The following is a 16,488-nucleotide window of genomic DNA, read 5'->3' as shown; positions in this document are numbered from 1 at the left end:
AGGTGGCATGGGCCAGGTGTTCAAGGCCCACGACACCGTGATCGGCCGTGACGTGGCCGTCAAGGTGCTGCCGCCGGAGATGAGCACGCTGGCCGGCTACCGGGAACGATTCCGCCGCGAGGCCCAGGTCGCCGCCAGGCTCACCGAACCCCACATCATTCCCATCCACGACACCGGCGAAATCGACGGCCGGCTGTATCTGGTGATGCCGATCATCGAAGGCATCGACATACAGACCGTGCTCGAACGCGACGGGCCGATGACCCCACCACGGGCGGTGCACGTCATCCGGCAGTTGGCCGCCGCATTGAACGTGGCCCACCGAAACGGCCTGGTGCACCGCGACATCAAACCCACCAACGCACTGATGACCCCGGACGACCACGTCTACCTCATCGACTTCGGCATCGCCCACGACGCCTCGGCCACCCGCATGACCCAGACGGGCATGATGGTGGGCACCTTCTCTTACATGGCCCCCGAGCGGTTCCTGGCCGGAGCCGTCGACGCCCGCGCCGACGTCTACGCGCTGACCTGCGTGCTACACGAATGCCTCACCGGCGCAAGGCCTTTCGACGGCGACAGCATGGAACAGCAGATCGCCGGGCACCTCACCGGCGCACCCCCCAAACCCAGCACCATCGACCCTGCCATCCCGGCGGCGTTCGACGAGGTCATCGCCCGCGGCATGGCGAAACAACCCGCCGAGCGCTACCAGACCGCCACCGAACTGGCCACCGCCGCCCAAAACGCGCTTAACAGCGCGCCCCCACCCCGGCCGCCGAGGCCGCCGCGGGACCCCGCCGCCACCCACATCGACGAACGCCGGCCCCCGCCACCCCCGCGACCAAGGCCCCCTGCGCCCGTAACGCCGGTGGGCCCAACCATCCCCGCACCGCCCGCCACCCAACCAGCGGCGCTGCTGGAAGCTCCGGCACCCGAAGCGCCCGCCGTTGGCAGCGGTGAATTCGCCTGCGTCGTAATCGGGGTGGTCCTCGTGGCGCTGGCGGCGGCAGGCTTTCTGGCCGCTCCCGGTCATTGGTATTACCTCGTCCACTACCTGGAGTTCGGAAGCACTCTGGACTGGTTGCTCATCCTGGGCACGATCTCGGGGATCGCGCTGCTGGTGCTCGGCCGTGGGCGCAGGCACGCAGATCGAACGATCACAGGTTCCGCCCTCGTCGCCTTGGGGTTAGGCACGATGATCGGCGTTCTGGGCATTTCTTTGCCCCAGGGCGTCGCCTTCATCGCCGCCATTGTCGGCTTAGCGCTGGTGATCAGCCCCCTCTACGCGCGCCCCAATCGCGACCTCGCCGGCGCCTCCCTGCTCTGCGGCGCAGGCATCTTGGCGTTGGCCCTCGTGGAACTGCTTGCATTGACGCGAATCACGTTGTACACCCCGCTCCCACCAGGGCCAGGCGGCCTCGTCACCGGCGTGATACTGGTCGTGGCCGCCGGCATCGCATGGCGGCGGGCTCCGGCGCATCCGCCGGGAGCATCACCCGACGTCTCCGCCGGCAGACTCACGGCGATCCTCTCCGGCGTTGCCTTCGTCGGCATTTCGATTACCCTCTCCGTCGTCCCATGGGGCTATTGGGCTCAGGGTTACAGCGGGGGTTCGGCCATCGTGTGCTGGCTGATCATCGGCGCCGCGATCGCGGGAATCGTCTTGTTGGCGCTCGGCCGCGGTCCGCGGCATGCGGATCGGACCATTGCCGGCTGCGCCCTGGTTGTCGTGGGACTAAGCACCATTTACTTTCGCCTGATCAACTATTTCGAGACTTTCAGCAGTTTCGGCGCCGCATTTCCCGGCATCGTCGGAGTGCTGCTGGTACTCATCCCTGTCTGCTCGCGCCCCACCCGTGCGCTCGCACGCGGCTGTGTGCTCGTTGGCTCCTTTGTGCTGGTGCTGACCGTTGTTGCCCTGATTTTGCGTGTGGCTCATCAGGGTTACATAAGCTGGATAGACCTGGGCTGCGGTGTCGCCATCGGGCTGATACTGCTCGTCGGCGGCGGCATCACGTGGCGGCGGGCCCGGCGAAATGCCCAGGGTAAGGCCCAATTACCAGCCGCGGCGGCGGGGAGCTGAACTCACCAACTCGTGATTGTCGGCCACCTCGCGGCTGCGGTAGACGATCGGTCAATCCGACTGCCGGCGTTTAGGATTCGGGAACGACCAGGCTCGTGAACAGCGGGCTGCCGACCGGCAGCAGGCGTGACTCATAGAATGACGTAGCAGACTGTAGCATATTGTGCTACAGTCGGTAAATGGCACGGACAATCGCCCAGCGCGATCTTCGGAATGACAATGCCAAGGTGATCGACGCGGTAACCGCTGGCGAGACGTTCGTCGTGACTCGCAATGGCGAACCGGTGGCCGAACTTCGGCCGATACAGGTCGTTCGCCGCACGTTCATCACTCGCGACGAAGTCGCTGCGCTGGCCAACGCAGCGGTACGCATTGATCATCGACAATTCCGCGCCGACCTCGACCGGTTGATCGACCAAGCTCTCTGACGTGACATCGGGGCTTTTGGATACGTCGGTCGTGATCGACTGGCATGATCCGGCAGTAATTGCAGCACTGCCCGACGAGATGGCCATTTCGGCCATTACAGCTGCCGAGCTAGCGGCCGGTCCGCTGCTGGCCACGACGCCAGTCGAGGCGGCCAAGCGCCAGATCCGACTTCAGGAGGTGGAGTCGAAACTGGAGCCCATCCCGTTCGACGGGGCGGCCGTGCGAAGTTACGGCCTCATCGTCGCTGCCGTAGTAGGCGAAGGGGGAAAACTACGAAGTAGGTTCGCCGATCTGCTAATTGCTGCCACCGCGCACGCCAATCACCTTGATCTCTACAGCCGCAACTCCGAGGACTTCACGGGGCTCGAGAACCTGATCCGCGTCGTCGCCGTGTGAAAACCGCCGCGGCGGCGGGGCTGACGGCGCGCGCCGGGAGCGGTCGCACGCCGTCGAGAAGGAGCCATCGAGATCGTTGTTTTGAGGTTCCTTAGAGCGCGCGAGCCAAATCGCCGAGCCAGCCACGGTCGGCCGGAACCCAGTCGACGTCATGCAGTTCGGCCGCGGTCACCCAGCGCAACGCCCGGTGATCATGCGGATGCGGTTGTCCCCTGATCAGGCGGACGCGATACGCGCGAAGCGTCGTCGTGTCGTTCAGCCGAATGTCGTCGCCGAGGCGGTCACCCACCGCGACGTCGCCGACCTCGATGCCCAGCTCCTCGGACAGCTCGCGGGCCAGCGCGTCGCGCTCGGTTTCACCCGGCGCGACCTTGCCGCCCGGCAGTTCCCAGCGGCCGGCCAACTCCGGCGGCCGGGCCCGTTGCGCGACCAAGACCGTCGAGCCGGAGATGACGGCTCCGGCAACGACGATCATGGCCAGCCACGGTATACGCCAGTGCAGATCAACGCCCGGCCAGTGGTGGCGGATTAGGTCCGTCCCAAATGTTGGACGCGACATTGCCGGTCCCGAAGTTCACGTAGTAATACGTGTGGCAGACGTTGTTGTCCCAACGCACCGGGTTGGTCCGTTGATTGCCGGTGGGCGGCATGGCTTGCCCGGGGCACCAGTGGCATGGGCCTTGCGGTGAGTCCGCCGGGCAACCGGGCCAAGCCGGACTCAGCGGCGCGGGGTTGGGTAGCGCCTCGGCGGTACCTGCGGCCAGGCCGAGGCCGACCACCGCAACGCCGCCCGAAAGTAGCGCCTTGGCAATGATGTTCTTCAGCATGTTTCATTCCTTCCTGTTAGGGCACGCGACGGGGGAAGCAGAAGGGGCTCACGGGACCACACGGCTCGCCCTCCCAGATGCGGCTCCCCACCTGAACGGATCCCGGGTAGGGATTGCTGGTGTAGTCGTGGCAGACGCTCATGTCCCATTTGACGTCGGGTGCGCGTAACGCTTTGCCCGGGCACCATTGCGCGGCGCACGTTCCTGCCGGGGTACACAGCGGGTTGGCCTGGGCGACACCCGTGGCCAATCCCATGCCGGCTACGGCAACGCCTCCCGAGAACAGGCCAGCGGCAATCGTCCGCTTCAGGCGGTGGGTGGTGTGCATGCCGGTTCCTTTCAAGCCTCACCCTGGAGTTGGCTGTTAGTTTGCAGCGCAGCACTTGCGAATTTCTTGCGTCCGCTTTGCTGACCCAAATGCCGGGTCGGCGAACGGAGTATGTTCGGGAATATGGCTGTGTTGACGGATGACGAAGTAGACGCCGCCCTGCCCGACCTCAACGGCTGGGAGCGTGCCGACGGAACCCTGCGCCGGTCGATCAAGTTTCCGGGGTTTCTGGACGGAATCGACGCGGTGCGCCGAGTGGCCGAGCACGCGGAGCGCAAGGATCATCACCCGGATATCGATATCCGTTGGCGGACAGTGACTTTCGCGCTGGTCACACATTCCGAGGGCGGTATCACCCGCAACGACGTGGAGATGGCGCGCGATATCAACGGGATCGTCGGATAGGCGCGTCGAGCCTGAGTGTTTTGCTGACATCGGGACTGCCGTGTGTGACCATTTCCCGAATGGCGCTGAACAGATCGCTCCGAATCCGGTCTCTGGCATGCATTGCGACGACGCTGGTGTTGACTTGCACGGCCTGCGGTCATTCGAACTCAACCTCGACCGGCACCCCCTCGCCGGCCGAAGCGGCGGCCGCGCCGACAACAGTGGCCCACGCGCCGGCGCAATACCAGCCGGGCCCGTGCCCGACCACGCCGCAACCGGTGCCGGAGCTCGAGGGGGCGCATTGCGCAACGCTGGTCGTTCCCGAAAACCGCACCAAGCCCGGTGGACGCACCCTGAAGCTGGCGGTGGCGGTCATCCCGTCGGAAACCCAACCGGCGGCCGCGGACCCGATCGTCTTCCTCTACGGTGGCCCGGGCGGGGACGCGGTGTTGAATCCTCCGGGCGCCGAAGGCCCCAAGTTCAATCACAATCGCGACGTAATCCTGATGTCGCAGCGCGGCACTCATTCGGCGCAACCCACGCTGACCTGTCCGGAGATTGATCAGTTCATCGCTCGCCGAGTGGGCATGGTGTACGACGCGCCGTCGACCGGCGACGAATACGCAAAGGCCGTGAAAGCCTGCCACGACCGGCTGGCCGCCGACGCTGACTTTGCCTCATTCAATTCCGTCGAGAGCGCCTATGACCTGATCGATCTGCGCAACGCGCTGCACATCAATCAGTGGAATATGTTCTCCCACTCCTACGGCACCGACCTGGCGTTGATCTACGCGCGCCTGGACCCACAGGGCATGCGGTCCTTGGTCCTGGACGGGCTGACGCCGCCGTCACTGGCAACCCCCGGGTGGACCTGGAACAGCGCACGAGAAGCGTTCGACAACATGATGAGCGCGTGCACCGTTCAACCGCAATGCCAAGCGCACTTCCCCAGCCTCGGCGACACCATCATCGGGCAGCTCAATCGACTCGAGGCTCATCCGGTCACCACGACGGTCAAAGCCGAAGGTGTCGGTGACACCAAGGTGGTCATCGATGGCGGGGCCTTGTTCAGCGCCTATCTGATCCCGCTGGGCACCCACTTCCCGGCCGAAGTCCCCGTCGCGATTGACGAACTCGCGCACGGCAATCCGACGCGCATCGCCCAGCGTTTGGCGAACACCTATGCCAATCCCCATGCCGTCGGGACCATGGCCTGGGGCCTGACCCTCAGCATCTGGTGCGGCGAATGGATTCCGTTCGAGCCCGAATCCGATCAACTCCTGGCGGCCCGACACAGTTTCGCCGCGTTGCCCGACTCGATGCGGGCCCAGGCGCCACAACTGCCCTTCTTGCGCCGGGCCTGCGCAGCATGGAACGTACCCAAGGCGTCCGATTGGGTGCGAGGGGTTACCGAGAGCGCGGTCCCGGCGCTGGTACTGTCGGGCAGCTACGACGGGCAAACCAGTCCGGCGTCGGGTCAGTATGTCGCCCAGCGTCTTTCGCATGCCACGGTGGTGACGGTCCCGGGAATCGCCCACGGCATATACGTGGACCCCTGCGGCGGCGCCGTCGTGAATTCGTTCATCAACAATCCGCAGCAACCCGACACCGGCTGCGTCAACACAACGCAGCCGCCGCCCTACGCTGTCACGCTTCCGCCACCGTGACCCCGTCACCGGTAACCCGGCGCACCGTGCTGAGCGGCGCCGTCGCGGGAGCGGCGGCGCTGGCTTTGTCGTCGTGTTCCCAGAAGGGTGTGAAGCCCGCTTCGTCCTCCGGTACGGCGTTCGACGAGCTGGACGCCAAGATCAATGCAGGCATGAAGGCCTACGCGATACCCGGTGTGGCGGTTGGTGTTTGGGCTGGCGGTCAAGAATACGTCAAGGGCTACGGGATCACCAACGTCGACCACCCGACGCCCGTCGACGGCGACACCGTGTTCAGGATTGGTTCCACCACAAAGACATTCACTGGTACGACGATGATGCGGCTGGTGGATCAGGGCAAGGTGGACCTGGACGCACCGGTGCGCCGGTATCTCCCCGAGTTCGCCGTGGCCGACCCGGCGGCGAGCGCCGGCGTGACGGTCCGACAGCTGCTGAACCACACCTCGGGCTGGTTGGGGGACGACATCCAGGGGTTCGGGCGTGGTGACGACGCGCTGGCCCGCTACGTCGCCTCGATGTCGCGGCTACCTCAGCTGAGCCCACCGGGAGACGTGTTCGCCTACAACAATGCAGGTTTGGTGGTTGCGGGGCGGATCATCGAAGTCGTCACCGGATCGGCCTACGAGGCCGCGGTCCAGAACCTGCTGCTCGATCCGCTGCAGCTGGACCGTACCCACTACTTCTCCGACCAGATCATTGGTATGAACGTGGCGGCCTCGCACAACGTGGTGGACGGCAAACCGGTTGTCGACACCGGGTTCTGGTCGTTTCCGCGCAGCTGCAACCCGACCGGCTCGTTGATTTCCAGCGTGCGAAATCAGCTGCGCTACGCGAGGTTTCACCTCGGCGACGGCACGGCTTCCAACGGCGCCCGGCTGCTGAGCCCGCAGGCGCTGGCGGCGATGCGCTCGAACCCCGGTGCCGGCGGGACGCTGCAGGTCGAACTCACCGGAATGGGCGTGACCTGGATGCTGCGGCCCTCGACGGAGAATGTGACCATCGTCCAGCACGGCGGCACCTGGAGCGGGCAACGTTCGGGATTCTTCATGGTGCCGGATCGCCATTTCGCGATGACGCTACTCACCAACTCCGAGGGCGGCGCCCAGCTCAACATCGATCTGTTCGCCGACGACTGGGCGCTGCGGCGCTTCGCCGGGGTCACCAACCTACCCGCGGCACGACAGCAACTCAGCGCCCAAGACCTGACGCCCTACCAGGGGCGGTACGTCGCCGAGCAGGTCGTCGAATCCGGCGACCTGGAAAAAGCCGTCATCGAATTTCGGTTAGGCAACGGCCAACTCGACGGAACCACCGGCGCCGCAGACGCCAAGCCCGACGAGACCACCAAAATGGGCTTGGCCTTCTACCGGCCCGACTACGGGCTCGATCTGGGAACTGACAACAGGCCGACCGGCACTCGATCCAATTTCGTCCGCGGCCCGGACGGGAACATCGCGTGGTTTCGCAACCACGGACGCCTATTTCGACGCCAATAGCGCGCGCGCCACGGCTACCGTCGAGCAGGCTCGGCGTCGCTCCGCCTGACAGCGGACCCGGCAGCGGCAATCCAAACGAACGTCGCCATCGCCGCCGCCACGTAGACCAGCCCGGCCCAGGCCAGATACCAGGGCCGGCTGATCGTCCAGATGGTCGGCTGTTCAAAGAGCAGCAACCACGGCAAGCCGACGAGGGCGACCACTAACCAGCCCCAACCCATGATTCGCGCCCCGAGTCGCTCCCGCAGTGGTCCATGAATCAGCCAGATCATCAGCGGCACCAGCCACACCCAGTGATGGGTCCACGAGATCGGCGAGAGCAGCAACCCGAACAACTCGACCACCAGCAGCTTGCCGAGCCGATCGGAGTCGTCCAGCGCCCGCCACGCCAGGACGGCCAGTACCGCGGTCACGACGATGGCGGCCAGGACCAGCGGACCGAAACCGGCGTCGTAGCCGACGATGCGCGAAATGCCGCCGCGCCAAGACTGATTGATCGACGTGGCGATGGGTCCGATCCGATGCGCGTCGCCCAGCAGATCGGTGAAGTAGTAGCGAGCCTGATCGCCGGCGAACAGCACCGAGACGGCGACGGTGGCAACGAACACGACCGCCGAAAACACGGCCGCGCCGTACCGCCGGACGCCGACGAGATACACGCCGGCGATCGCCGGGGTCAACTTGATCCCGGCCGCCACCCCCACCAGCAGCCCGGACAGCCACCACCGTGTGGTGTAGACCGCCCACAGCACCGCCAGCACCAGGAACACGTTGATCTGCCCGTAGTCGAAGTTTTGCCGCAACGGCTCGATCCAGATGGTGACCGCCGTCCACATCATCGCGACGCGGTGACCAGCGCCGCTGGGGACGCCCACTAAACGCTGGCTGATCCGAACCACGCCGTAGAGCGCGATGATCGTCGCGACCTGCCACAGAAAGGCAACCAAGTCGAACGGCAACAGGTGCAGCGGATAGAACACGACCGCCGCAAATGCCGGATAGGTGAAGGGCAGCGGGAAGTCCGGCGTCTGGTCGGCATACACGTAGCTGTACAGGGTGCCGGGATGGTCCAGAGCGGCGGCGCCGCCGAGGTAAACGTGCAGGTCGACGAAGTTGGCACCGTTAGGAGTAAGGAAGCTCCAGGCCAGTCGCGCGACGACGCTCACGATCAACAGCAAAGGCGCGGCCGCGCTCAACCAAGTTGCCAGCCGCCGGGTGATGGGTGCCGCCGGGGCGGCCGTCGTGGTGTCTACGGACGCAATTTTAGCGGTCGAGGCGGAGGTGGTCGCTTTCCCGTCGTCACCGGGCCGGGTGTGCGGTCCCGGACTTTGCCGGCTCATCACTGGCTGGTCACTGCCGACACACGTATGGATAACGATCGAATAAATGCCACACGTGTCACTTGAGTCACTTCCGTATCAAAGTAACTTCAGCGCCGGGATCAGTCATCGACAACCAGGGAGAGTCATGCCAACCATCTGGACCATCGTGCGCGCAGCCGCCGTCGTAGTCGGTTCGTCCGCCGCTCTACTGACCGGGGGAATCGCCCACGCCGACCCGCAGCCCGCGCCCGCGCCGGCACCGCAAGTTCCGAACATTCCGCAACAGCTGATCGCCTCGGCGGCCAACGCGCCGCAGATTCTGCAGAATCTTGCGACGGCTCTCGGCGCCACCCCGCCGGTCGCGCCGCCGACCGCCCCGGGGATCACCGCGACCCTCCCCGGCATCCCTCCGGCCGCGGCAGCCGCTCCCCCGCAGGCAGCAGCCCCTATCATCCCCGGGGTCAACGCGCCGATACCGGGATTAGCCTCACCGGCCGCACCGGCAGCTCCGGCGGCACCGGCGATCCCCGGGATACCCGCGGCTCCGGCGATACCGTCGGTCCCGGCGATACCGGCGGCTCCGGCGGTCCCGGCAGCTCCGGCGTCGCCGCTGATTCCCGGATTGCCGATCTCCATCCCCGGCCTCAGTACCCCTGCTGTACCTGCTGCCGGCGTCGCGCCGGCTGGGGCTCCTGGGGTGCCGCAAGCGAAGGTCGACATGCCGGCGCTGCCGTACCTGCCGGTGAGTGTGCCACCGCAGATCAACCTGCCGGCGGACCTTCCGGCGCTGGCTTCGGGCGCTGTTCCGGGCGCGCAGCACGCACCGGTGCCGGCAGCACCCGCCGCCGCACCAGCTCCCCCGCTAGCGGCGCCATCGCTGCTTTCGGCCCTGCCCTGAGCAGTCTGCTAATCGGCTAACCCACCACTAAACACCGGAGGACACCATGGCACGCACCTGGAATCTGTCCAAAGGTTTGGCCGTTGTCGCCACGGCATCGGCTGCCGCGTTCGGGCTCTGCCCGAGCGCGGCAGCCGAACCGGCGCCGTCGCCGCCGAACCCCGCCCAACAGCTACCCGGCCTGGAGGCGCTGGCCCAACTGAGCCCGATCATCCAGCAGGCGGCCAGTAATCCCGGGCAGGCCACCGAGCTGCTGATGGCCGCGGCGCAGGCGTTCACCCACAATCCGGGCGCACCCACCGAGTCCAAGAACGTGGCCGCGTCGGTGAACCAGTTCGTGCAACAGCCGCCCAGTCCGCAGGCGCCGTCCGGCCTCACCCAGCCTGACGGCTCGCCGGTGCCGCACGTGCCACCGGCAGGTATCGAGCCCGGCGCGCTGAACCACTTGCCGACAGGCGTCGACCCAGCCCACGCGGCCGGTCCGGCGCCCGCTGCCGCACCGGTGGCGGCCCCGCCGGCGGCTCCGGCGCCCGTCCCGCCGGCGGCACCGGCGCCAGCTGCCGCACCGGCGCCCGGAACCGTCTTGCCCGCCGCGGCACCCGGGGCAGTTCCACCCCCGCCAGCACCCGCGCCCGCCGTCCCGCCGGCCGCAGCCCCGGCCCCAGCCGCGGCTCCGGGTTTCAGCCCTGACTCGCCGCCGACGCAGGACTTCATGTATCCGTCGATCGGCACCAATTGCCTTGCGGATGGCAGCAATGCGCTTGCCACCGCGCTGTCGGTCGCGGGGCCGGCCAAGATCCCGACGCCGGGGCCCGGTCCCGGTCAGACCGCCTACGTGTTCACCGCGATAGGCACCCCTGGGGCCGCAGACGTGCAGAAGCTGCCGTTGAACGTCACCTGGGTGAACCTGACCACCGGCAAGTCCGGAAGCGCCACACTCAAGCCGCGCTCAGACATCAACCCGAACGGGCCGACGACCTTGACCGTGATCGCCGATACCGGTTCCGGCAGCATCATGTCGACGATCTTCGGCCAGGTCACCACCAAAGAAAAGCAGTGCCAGTTCATGCCCACGATCGGGTCGACGGTAGTGCCGTAACGACCCTGCCCCCGCAGCGAGCGTCCGCGTTACCGCGGGCGCTCGCTGCACAGGTCAGTAGGCCATGAACAGGATTGCGTCGCGGTCATACTCCAGGCCCGGATGAACGCTGGCGAGGTGCGCCTGGGTCATCTCGACCAGCTCGTCCTCGTCCTTGCCGACGAGGGCTTCTCCGCACGGACACGTCAGATGCGTCTTCACGTTGTCGCCTTTCCCTTCAACTACTGCTTCGCCGCCTTGGCGGCCGCCTTCATTTCCTTCTTGTACGACCGCACCTTCCCCAGTGACTGGGCGTCGACGATGTCGGCGACCGAGACGTGTGTGCCAGCTTTGCCGAATTCGCCGGCGGCAGCCCGCCAACCCTTCGGCGTCACGCCGTACTGCTTGCCGAGCAGCGCCAGAAAGATCTGTGCCTTCTGTTCACCGAAGCCCGGTAGCCCCTTGAGCCGTTGCAGCAGTTCCTTGCCGTCCGGGTCGCCGCTCATCCAGAGTGCGGCCGCGTCGCCGTCGTAGCGATCCACGATGATCTGCGCGAGGGCCTGGATGCGCTTGGCCATCGATCCCGGAAAACGGTGTATCGCAGGCCTTTCCGAGCACAGCGCGGCGAATTTGTCCGGGTCGTAGTCGGCGATCTCGCCGGCCGAAAAGTTCTGGAAGCCCCCCATCCGATCCGCGATCTTTTTCGGTCCGGCGAAGGCTACTTCGAGTGGAATCTGCTGATCTAGAACCATGCCGACCAACAGAGCGAACGGGTCGTCGGACAATAGTTGATCAGCCTCGGGCTGTTGCGCCAAGCAGAGGTTCACACTCTGCACTGTAGGCAACACGGCCGCAAACGGGCCACCCCCGGTGCCACGCCCGCCCCGGCGGCCGTCGTCGCTTCGTGCGATCAGCCGTCGGTCGTCATCAAAAGTGGAACAGAATTGATTTCGCCTCCGGCCAGCTGCCACGCGACGACGAGCACTTGTATTGCAGCGTCCACGCCCCGTTCTGAGGTAGGTCGACGCGGAGGTTTCGGGCATTCGTGTTTATTGCAAGCTGTGGATCGCTCCATACCGTCTTGCCTTCAGCTTGAGTGGCGATCCTCGTGTCGCCTAGATGTATCCGTCGAGACGAACGGTCAAAAACAATCTCGGTTCGCACGTATACGACGACGGTTGTTTGGTGACCGGGATCAAAGACGGGTTTCTTGGTGTTCACATCCGGCCACACTTCAGTGATCGTGAGATCTGGGCCGGCCCTGGCCTGGCCCAGCCAGAACCGCAGGAGCGGCGACGAGGCCGAGAAAGGTGAATACCGACACCAAGATCGCCTGGAAGGTCGACCTCAGCACGTGGCCCTCATACTGACAGCCGAGTTCAATACTGCCGCACCGGTTTTCGCGGCTAGCCGCTCTTGCGGCGGAATTCCCGGCGGTTCTCCACGGGCCCGTGCGACCGCGACTGCTTGCCGCCGCCATCCTTATGGTCCGATCCGCCCGAAGACTTCGCCCGCTTGCGGTCGAGGGCTTCGCGAAACTTGCGCTTGTTGTCGTCCTCAGGGGCGTTCGATTCAGCCATACCGGAAGCCTAGCGGTGCGGACTACCGCTTGCCCGGAGGAAGACCGTATACGTGCGAGATCGGCAGCGTCAGCAGCACGCGCCGGTCGGTGACCATCGCCTGCCGATATTCGTCCCAGTCCGGATGTTCACCGGCGATGTTGCGATACAAAGCAATCAGCGCCTCGACCGTGTCGTCGTCGGGCGCGGCTGCCGGCGGTGTCAGCTCCGCCGTGCCCTCGGCCACGGCGTATGACCACCCGTCGTCGGCGTCGACCAGAATCGAGGCGCGCGGGTCGCGGCGCAGGTTGCGGGTCTTGGCGCGCGGCTCGGTGATCGACACCTGCACGGTGACATTGCGCGCGTCGAAGTGATACGACACGTTGGACAGCTGGGGACGACCGTCGCGCTTGATGGTGGCCAGCACCCCCATCGAGTTCCCACAGATCACAGCGAGCAGCTTGTCGTCGAAGACTTGGCGTCCCATGCCGAAAGCCTACGTCGCGTTTGCGTCGTTCTCGGGTGGGCTGCTGGAATCGGATGATGGCCAAGTACGCGGCGTTCCTGCGCGGTGTCAACGTCGGCGGCGTCAACCTCAAGATGGCCGAAGTGGCGGCCGCATTGACCGACGCCGGGTTCACCGCCGTCCGAACCATCCTGGCCAGCGGCAACGTGGTGCTGGAGTCCTCATCCGGCGTGTCCGCCGTGCGCAAGAAGGCCGAAGCCGCGTTGCGCGACCGTTTCGGCTACGACGCGTGGGTGCTGGCCTACACCATCGACACGGTGCGCGCCATCGACGATGCGTATCCGTTCGAGCGCGAGGTCGACGGATTCCAGTCCTATGTCACGTTCGTCACCGACCCGACGGTGCTCGACGAGTTGGCCGCCCTGGCTGCCGGCCCCAAGGAGAAAATCGCCCGCGGTGAGGGCGTCATCTATTGGCAGGTGCCCAAGGGCAGCACCCTGGACAGCACCATCGGCAAGACGATGGGCAAGCGCCGCTACAAATCGTCAACCACGACACGCAACCTGCGCACGCTGGCTAAGGTGCTGCGATGAACTCCCAAGAACCGGCGAAAGAGCCGGTCAACCTCACCGGGGTATCCGAGACCGCGCTGTTGACGCTGAACGCGCGGGCCGCCGAGGCGCGCCGCGCGAACCCGATCATCGAAGATCCGATGGCGGTGAGCCTGATCGACTCGATGCACTTCGATTTCGCCAAGTTCGGGCCGACGCGTCAGGACTTCGCATTGCGCGCGCGGGCGTTCGACATCCAAACCCTGGCCTATCTCGACGAGCACCCGTCGGCCACGGTGGTTGCGTTGGCGGAGGGTCTGCAGACCAGCTTCTGGCGCGTTGCCGCAGCGCTTCCTGAAGGCCAATTTCGTTGGCTGACAGTCGATCTGCCGCCGATCATCGACATCCGGCAACGGCTGCTGCCGGACCTGCGCGAGTCACCACAGGTGTCGGTGTGCGCGCAGTCCGCACTCGACTACAGCTGGATGGACACCGTCGACCCGTCCGACGGGGTGTTCATCACCGCCGAGGGATTGCTGATGTATCTGCAGCCGGAGCAGGCGCTGGAGCTGATCGGCCAGTGCGCCAAGAAATTTCCCGGCGGGCAGCTGCTCTTCGATATGCCGCCGCGCTGGTTCGCCCTGGGGAGCCGGTTGGGGATGCGAACCTCGCCGCGGTACAAGATCCCGCCGATGCCGTTCAGCCTCACCGTTCGGCAGGCTGCCGGCCTGGCCAGGAAAGTGCCGGGCGTTCGCGCGGCCCGCGAGGTGCATCTGCCGCGGGGTCGTGGCCTGTTGTTCAACGCGGCGCTGTATGCGGCTTATAGCCTGCCGGTCTTCGACCCGCTGCGTCCGTGCTTGACCCTGCTGGAATTCGGTTAGTCGTCGGGGACGTTCGTGAGGTAGCGAATCGCGTCTGACTTGGTCAGCCCCAGCGCCTTGGCCACCTCGACGTATTCCTTGGCCGCTGCCGCCATGGCGGCGTCGGTGGGATCGAAGCGGGAGATGAAAGTGCCAAAGCGGCCGCGAGTTTCGACGATCGCCGCGGACTCCAGCTCACGGTAGGCGCGGGCCACGGTGTTGGCCGCCACGCCGAGCTGGCCGGCCAGGTCACGCACCGTCGGAAGCCGAGTGCCCGGCGGCAGCGCACCCTCCCGGACTCCGTCGATGACCTGGGTCCTGAGCTGGTCGAACAGCGGCTTGCCCGCCTTGACGTCCACCCGTAACAAATCCCGCAAGTCCACGTATCCAGTATCTACCAAGCACGGCTATCTTTGTGGGATGCGAGTAGCGGTGCTCAGCGGCGCGGGAATCTCCGCGGAAAGCGGAGTGCCGACGTTCCGCGATGACAAGAACGGATTGTGGGCTCGGTTCGACCCTTACGAGCTGTCCAGCACCCGCGGGTGGCGCAGCAATCCCGAGCGGGTGTGGGGCTGGTATTTATGGCGCCATTACCTGGTGGCCGACGTCCAGCCCAATGACGGGCACCGCGCCATCGCCGCCTGGCAGGAGCACGCCGAGGTCACCGTCATCACCCAGAATGTCGACGACTTGCACGAACGCGCCGGTAGCGCGCCGGTGCACCACCTGCACGGCAGTCTTTTCGAATTCCGTTGCGACAGTTGTGGTTTGGCCTACTCCGAAACGCTACCGGAGATGACCGAACCGACGATCGAGGTGGAACCGCCGGTCTGCAGCCGCTGCGGTGGCCTGATTCGTCCCGACATCGTGTGGTTCGGCGAGCAGTTACCACAAGGGCCGTGGCAAGCCGCGGTCGAGGCGACCGAGGCCGCCGACGTGATGGTGGTGGTGGGAACGTCGGCGATCGTCTATCCGGCGGCCGGGCTGCCCGATCTGGCGCTGTCGCGCGGCGCGGCCGTCATCGAGGTCAACCCGGAGGCCACGCCGTTGACCGACAACGCGACAATCAGCATTCGCGAGTCGGCGAGTCGGGCGTTGCCGGGGTTGTTGGAGCGGCTGCCCGCACTGCTGAAGTAGCGGCGGCCAAACTGCACACAGATCGCAGTTCGTCCACAAGATCGCGCCGTGAGCTCAGTTTCGATCGAGCCGCGCCCCCGCCGTCGACAAATCTGCCGTTATGCGGGACGAACCATTTCTCGGCAGTGAAGCCATCGCCAGCGGCAGGCTGCGAAAGCACCAGCTGCGATCATCTCGATTTCGAGCGGTATTGCCCGATGTCTACGTGACTCGCGACCAGCAGCTGACGGTGCGCCAACGTGCAGTTGCGGCGTGGCTCTGGTCGCATAGGCAGGGGGTGCTCGCCGGGCTCACCGCGTCGGCATGGCACGGCTCGAAATGGGTCGACGATCACCTGCCGGCCGAATTGATCTGCTCGAACACGCGGCCACCCCGCGGTATCCAAACGCATAACATGCAGCTGCGGCCCGAGGAGTACGAGCTGGTGGCCGGGCTACCGGTGACCACTCCGCAACGCACGGCTTTCGACATCGGTCGCCGGAAGCCGACCGGACCCACCGTCGCGCAGTTAGACGCACTCCTGCGGGCGACCGGCATCAAGGTCGACGAAGTCTACGAAATCGCCGAGCAGCATCGCGGCGCACGCGGTCTTCGGCAGCTGGAAACGCTGCTGGGGCTCGTCGACGCGGGTTCGCAGTCGCCAAAGGAGACATGGCTGCGCCTGTTGCTGATTGAAGCGGGGTTTCCGCGACCGACCACCCAGATACCAGTCATCACTGCCGACGGGACCAGGTACTACCTCGACATGGGTTGGGAGGAGCTCATGGTCGCCGCCGAGTATGACGGCGAACAACATCGCCTCGATCCCTGGGAGTACAGGAATGACATCCACCGCAGAGAGGCGATAGACCGGCTCGGCTGGATCACCATCCGCGTGCTCGCCGGGGATCGTCGGGCGGGAATTGTCGCGCGGGTTCGCGATGCGCGTGAATACCGTGCGGCGAGCCTGAGTCGAAACTGAAATCGTGGCGCCGAAACTGCACACAGATCGCGATTTT

General features: G+C 65.8%; 21 protein-coding genes and 1 pseudogene. 12 read left to right on the top strand and 10 right to left on the bottom strand.

Annotated features, from left to right (window positions below; translation table 11 throughout):
* Positions 1-2,089 (top strand): serine/threonine-protein kinase (locus VML93_RS31330; protein ID WP_325616582.1); only part of this gene is annotated, 2,089 nt, incomplete at its 5' end.
* Here the strand turns inward: VML93_RS31330 and VML93_RS31325 are convergent.
* Positions 2,063-2,137 (bottom strand): annotated as a pseudogene (locus VML93_RS31325) (respiratory nitrate reductase subunit gamma); the annotation flags it as partial. The gene VML93_RS31330 and the pseudogene VML93_RS31325 overlap by 27 nt on opposite strands.
* Before the next feature lie 131 nt (positions 2,138-2,268).
* Between VML93_RS31325 and VML93_RS31320 the strand changes: the two are divergent.
* Positions 2,269-2,517, top strand: a complete 249-nt coding sequence (locus tag VML93_RS31320) for a type II toxin-antitoxin system prevent-host-death family antitoxin (protein ID WP_325616580.1) — start codon at positions 2,269-2,271, stop codon at positions 2,515-2,517.
* Position 2,518: 1 nt separating this feature from the next.
* Positions 2,519-2,914 carry a type II toxin-antitoxin system VapC family toxin gene (locus VML93_RS31315; protein ID WP_325616578.1) on the top strand — a complete coding sequence of 132 codons (396 nt, stop codon included), beginning with the start codon at positions 2,519-2,521 and terminating at the stop codon, positions 2,912-2,914.
* 91 nt (positions 2,915-3,005) lie between these two features.
* On the opposite strand, the gene VML93_RS31310 is transcribed toward VML93_RS31315, so the two are convergent.
* Genes VML93_RS31310 through VML93_RS31300 form a run of 3 tightly spaced genes read right to left on the bottom strand, consistent with a single transcriptional unit; the run spans position 3,006 to position 4,069 of the window.
* Positions 3,006-3,389, bottom strand: coding sequence for a (deoxy)nucleoside triphosphate pyrophosphohydrolase (locus tag VML93_RS31310; protein WP_325616576.1), 384 nt, complete (start codon positions 3,387-3,389; stop codon positions 3,006-3,008).
* Positions 3,390-3,417: 28 nt separating this feature from the next.
* Positions 3,418-3,741, bottom strand: coding sequence for a hypothetical protein (locus VML93_RS31305; protein ID WP_325616574.1), 324 nt, complete (start codon positions 3,739-3,741; stop codon positions 3,418-3,420).
* 16 nt (positions 3,742-3,757) lie between these two features.
* Complete coding sequence (locus VML93_RS31300; RefSeq protein ID WP_325616572.1) at positions 3,758-4,069, bottom strand: hypothetical protein; 312 nt, start codon at positions 4,067-4,069, stop codon at positions 3,758-3,760.
* 123 nt (positions 4,070-4,192) lie between these two features.
* On the opposite strand from VML93_RS31300, the gene VML93_RS31295 reads away from it, so the two are divergent.
* The 3 genes from VML93_RS31295 to VML93_RS31285 all read left to right on the top strand — a co-directional run bounded on the left by VML93_RS31295 (position 4,193) and on the right by VML93_RS31285 (position 7,619).
* Complete coding sequence (locus VML93_RS31295) at positions 4,193-4,474, top strand: 4a-hydroxytetrahydrobiopterin dehydratase (RefSeq protein ID WP_325616570.1); 282 nt, start codon at positions 4,193-4,195, stop codon at positions 4,472-4,474.
* A gap of 260 nt (positions 4,475-4,734) precedes the next feature.
* Positions 4,735-6,123, top strand: coding sequence for an alpha/beta hydrolase (locus VML93_RS31290; protein ID WP_325616569.1), 1,389 nt, complete (start codon positions 4,735-4,737; stop codon positions 6,121-6,123).
* A 59-nt stretch (positions 6,124-6,182) separates the two neighbouring features.
* Positions 6,183-7,619: a serine hydrolase domain-containing protein gene (locus VML93_RS31285; protein ID WP_325616588.1), complete on the top strand. Its 1,437-nt coding sequence runs from the start codon at positions 6,183-6,185 to the stop codon at positions 7,617-7,619.
* Positions 7,620-7,633: 14 nt separating this feature from the next.
* Here VML93_RS31285 and VML93_RS31280 read toward each other — a convergent pair whose 3' ends face one another.
* Positions 7,634-8,959 (bottom strand): mannosyltransferase, encoded by a 1,326-nt coding sequence (locus tag VML93_RS31280; RefSeq protein ID WP_414686497.1) that lies wholly within the window; start codon positions 8,957-8,959, stop codon positions 7,634-7,636.
* 127 nt (positions 8,960-9,086) lie between these two features.
* Here VML93_RS31280 and VML93_RS31275 point away from each other — a divergent pair, with 127 nt between their 5' ends.
* Complete coding sequence (locus tag VML93_RS31275) at positions 9,087-9,839, top strand: hypothetical protein (RefSeq protein WP_325616567.1); 753 nt, start codon at positions 9,087-9,089, stop codon at positions 9,837-9,839.
* 46 nt (positions 9,840-9,885) lie between these two features.
* On the top strand, positions 9,886-10,938 hold the full coding sequence (locus VML93_RS31270) for a hypothetical protein (protein ID WP_325616565.1): 1,053 nt from the start codon (positions 9,886-9,888) through the stop codon (positions 10,936-10,938).
* 54 nt (positions 10,939-10,992) lie between these two features.
* On the opposite strand, the gene VML93_RS31265 is transcribed toward VML93_RS31270, so the two are convergent.
* The 4 genes from VML93_RS31265 to VML93_RS31250 all read right to left on the bottom strand — a co-directional run bounded on the left by VML93_RS31265 (position 10,993) and on the right by VML93_RS31250 (position 12,963).
* On the bottom strand, positions 10,993-11,139 hold the full coding sequence (locus VML93_RS31265) for a DUF1059 domain-containing protein (RefSeq protein ID WP_325616563.1): 147 nt from the start codon (positions 11,137-11,139) through the stop codon (positions 10,993-10,995).
* Between the two features lie 20 nt (positions 11,140-11,159).
* A complete protein-coding gene (locus tag VML93_RS31260; protein WP_325616561.1) occupies positions 11,160-11,744 on the bottom strand; it encodes an HhH-GPD-type base excision DNA repair protein in 585 nt (194 codons plus the stop codon).
* A gap of 579 nt (positions 11,745-12,323) precedes the next feature.
* Positions 12,324-12,497 (bottom strand): DUF5302 domain-containing protein, encoded by a 174-nt coding sequence (locus VML93_RS31255; RefSeq protein WP_325616559.1) that lies wholly within the window; start codon positions 12,495-12,497, stop codon positions 12,324-12,326.
* 22 nt (positions 12,498-12,519) lie between these two features.
* A complete protein-coding gene (locus VML93_RS31250) occupies positions 12,520-12,963 on the bottom strand; it encodes a PPOX class F420-dependent oxidoreductase (protein WP_325616557.1) in 444 nt (147 codons plus the stop codon).
* A gap of 56 nt (positions 12,964-13,019) precedes the next feature.
* On the opposite strand from VML93_RS31250, the gene VML93_RS31245 reads away from it, so the two are divergent.
* Together VML93_RS31245 and VML93_RS31240 are read left to right on the top strand one after the other, a co-directional pair.
* On the top strand, positions 13,020-13,535 hold the full coding sequence (locus VML93_RS31245) for a DUF1697 domain-containing protein (protein ID WP_325616555.1): 516 nt from the start codon (positions 13,020-13,022) through the stop codon (positions 13,533-13,535).
* The gene (locus VML93_RS31240; protein WP_325616553.1) at positions 13,532-14,374 is read left to right on the top strand and encodes a class I SAM-dependent methyltransferase; all 843 of its coding nucleotides are present in this window, start codon (positions 13,532-13,534) and stop codon (positions 14,372-14,374) included. Before VML93_RS31245 ends, VML93_RS31240 begins: the two co-directional genes overlap by 4 nt.
* Here the strand turns inward: VML93_RS31240 and VML93_RS31235 are convergent.
* Positions 14,371-14,736, bottom strand: coding sequence for a GntR family transcriptional regulator (locus VML93_RS31235; protein WP_325616551.1), 366 nt, complete (start codon positions 14,734-14,736; stop codon positions 14,371-14,373). The two genes, VML93_RS31240 and VML93_RS31235, sit on opposite strands and share 4 nt — an antisense overlap.
* Positions 14,737-14,773: 37 nt before the next feature.
* Here VML93_RS31235 and VML93_RS31230 point away from each other — a divergent pair, with 37 nt between their 5' ends.
* On the top strand, positions 14,774-15,490 hold the full coding sequence (locus tag VML93_RS31230) for an NAD-dependent deacylase (protein WP_325616549.1): 717 nt from the start codon (positions 14,774-14,776) through the stop codon (positions 15,488-15,490).
* Between the two features lie 100 nt (positions 15,491-15,590).
* Positions 15,591-16,451 carry a hypothetical protein gene (locus VML93_RS31225; RefSeq protein ID WP_325616547.1) on the top strand — a complete coding sequence of 287 codons (861 nt, stop codon included), beginning with the start codon at positions 15,591-15,593 and terminating at the stop codon, positions 16,449-16,451.
* Positions 16,452-16,488: the final 37 nt, after the last annotated feature.

Source organism: Mycobacterium sp., from assembly GCF_035499775.1.
In the GTDB taxonomy this organism is placed as follows: domain Bacteria; phylum Actinomycetota; class Actinomycetes; order Mycobacteriales; family Mycobacteriaceae; genus Mycobacterium.
The sequence above is the reverse complement of the archived record's forward strand: the minus strand, read 5'-3'. Positions and strand labels throughout refer to the sequence as shown.

What these genes read in the sequence shown, in the direction of transcription:
- VML93_RS31320 (WP_325616580.1), top strand. Translation starts at nt 2,269, where the DNA reads ATGGCACGGACAATCGCCCAGCGCGATCTTCGGAATGACAATGCCAAG.
- VML93_RS31310 (WP_325616576.1), bottom strand. Translation starts at nt 3,389, where the DNA reads ATGATCGTCGTTGCCGGAGCCGTCATCTCCGGCTCGACGGTCTTGGTC.
- VML93_RS31305 (WP_325616574.1), bottom strand. Translation starts at nt 3,741, where the DNA reads ATGCTGAAGAACATCATTGCCAAGGCGCTACTTTCGGGCGGCGTTGCG.
- VML93_RS31300 (WP_325616572.1), bottom strand. Translation starts at nt 4,069, where the DNA reads ATGCACACCACCCACCGCCTGAAGCGGACGATTGCCGCTGGCCTGTTC.
- VML93_RS31295 (WP_325616570.1), top strand. Translation starts at nt 4,193, where the DNA reads ATGGCTGTGTTGACGGATGACGAAGTAGACGCCGCCCTGCCCGACCTC.
- VML93_RS31280 (WP_414686497.1), bottom strand. Translation starts at nt 8,959, where the DNA reads ATGAGCCGGCAAAGTCCGGGACCGCACACCCGGCCCGGTGACGACGGG.
- VML93_RS31275 (WP_325616567.1), top strand. Translation starts at nt 9,087, where the DNA reads ATGCCAACCATCTGGACCATCGTGCGCGCAGCCGCCGTCGTAGTCGGT.
- VML93_RS31270 (WP_325616565.1), top strand. Translation starts at nt 9,886, where the DNA reads ATGGCACGCACCTGGAATCTGTCCAAAGGTTTGGCCGTTGTCGCCACG.
- VML93_RS31255 (WP_325616559.1), bottom strand. Translation starts at nt 12,497, where the DNA reads ATGGCTGAATCGAACGCCCCTGAGGACGACAACAAGCGCAAGTTTCGC.
- VML93_RS31250 (WP_325616557.1), bottom strand. Translation starts at nt 12,963, where the DNA reads ATGGGACGCCAAGTCTTCGACGACAAGCTGCTCGCTGTGATCTGTGGG.
- VML93_RS31245 (WP_325616555.1), top strand. Translation starts at nt 13,020, where the DNA reads ATGGCCAAGTACGCGGCGTTCCTGCGCGGTGTCAACGTCGGCGGCGTC.
- VML93_RS31240 (WP_325616553.1), top strand. Translation starts at nt 13,532, where the DNA reads ATGAACTCCCAAGAACCGGCGAAAGAGCCGGTCAACCTCACCGGGGTA.
- VML93_RS31230 (WP_325616549.1), top strand. Translation starts at nt 14,774, where the DNA reads ATGCGAGTAGCGGTGCTCAGCGGCGCGGGAATCTCCGCGGAAAGCGGA.
- VML93_RS31225 (WP_325616547.1), top strand. Translation starts at nt 15,591, where the DNA reads ATGCGGGACGAACCATTTCTCGGCAGTGAAGCCATCGCCAGCGGCAGG.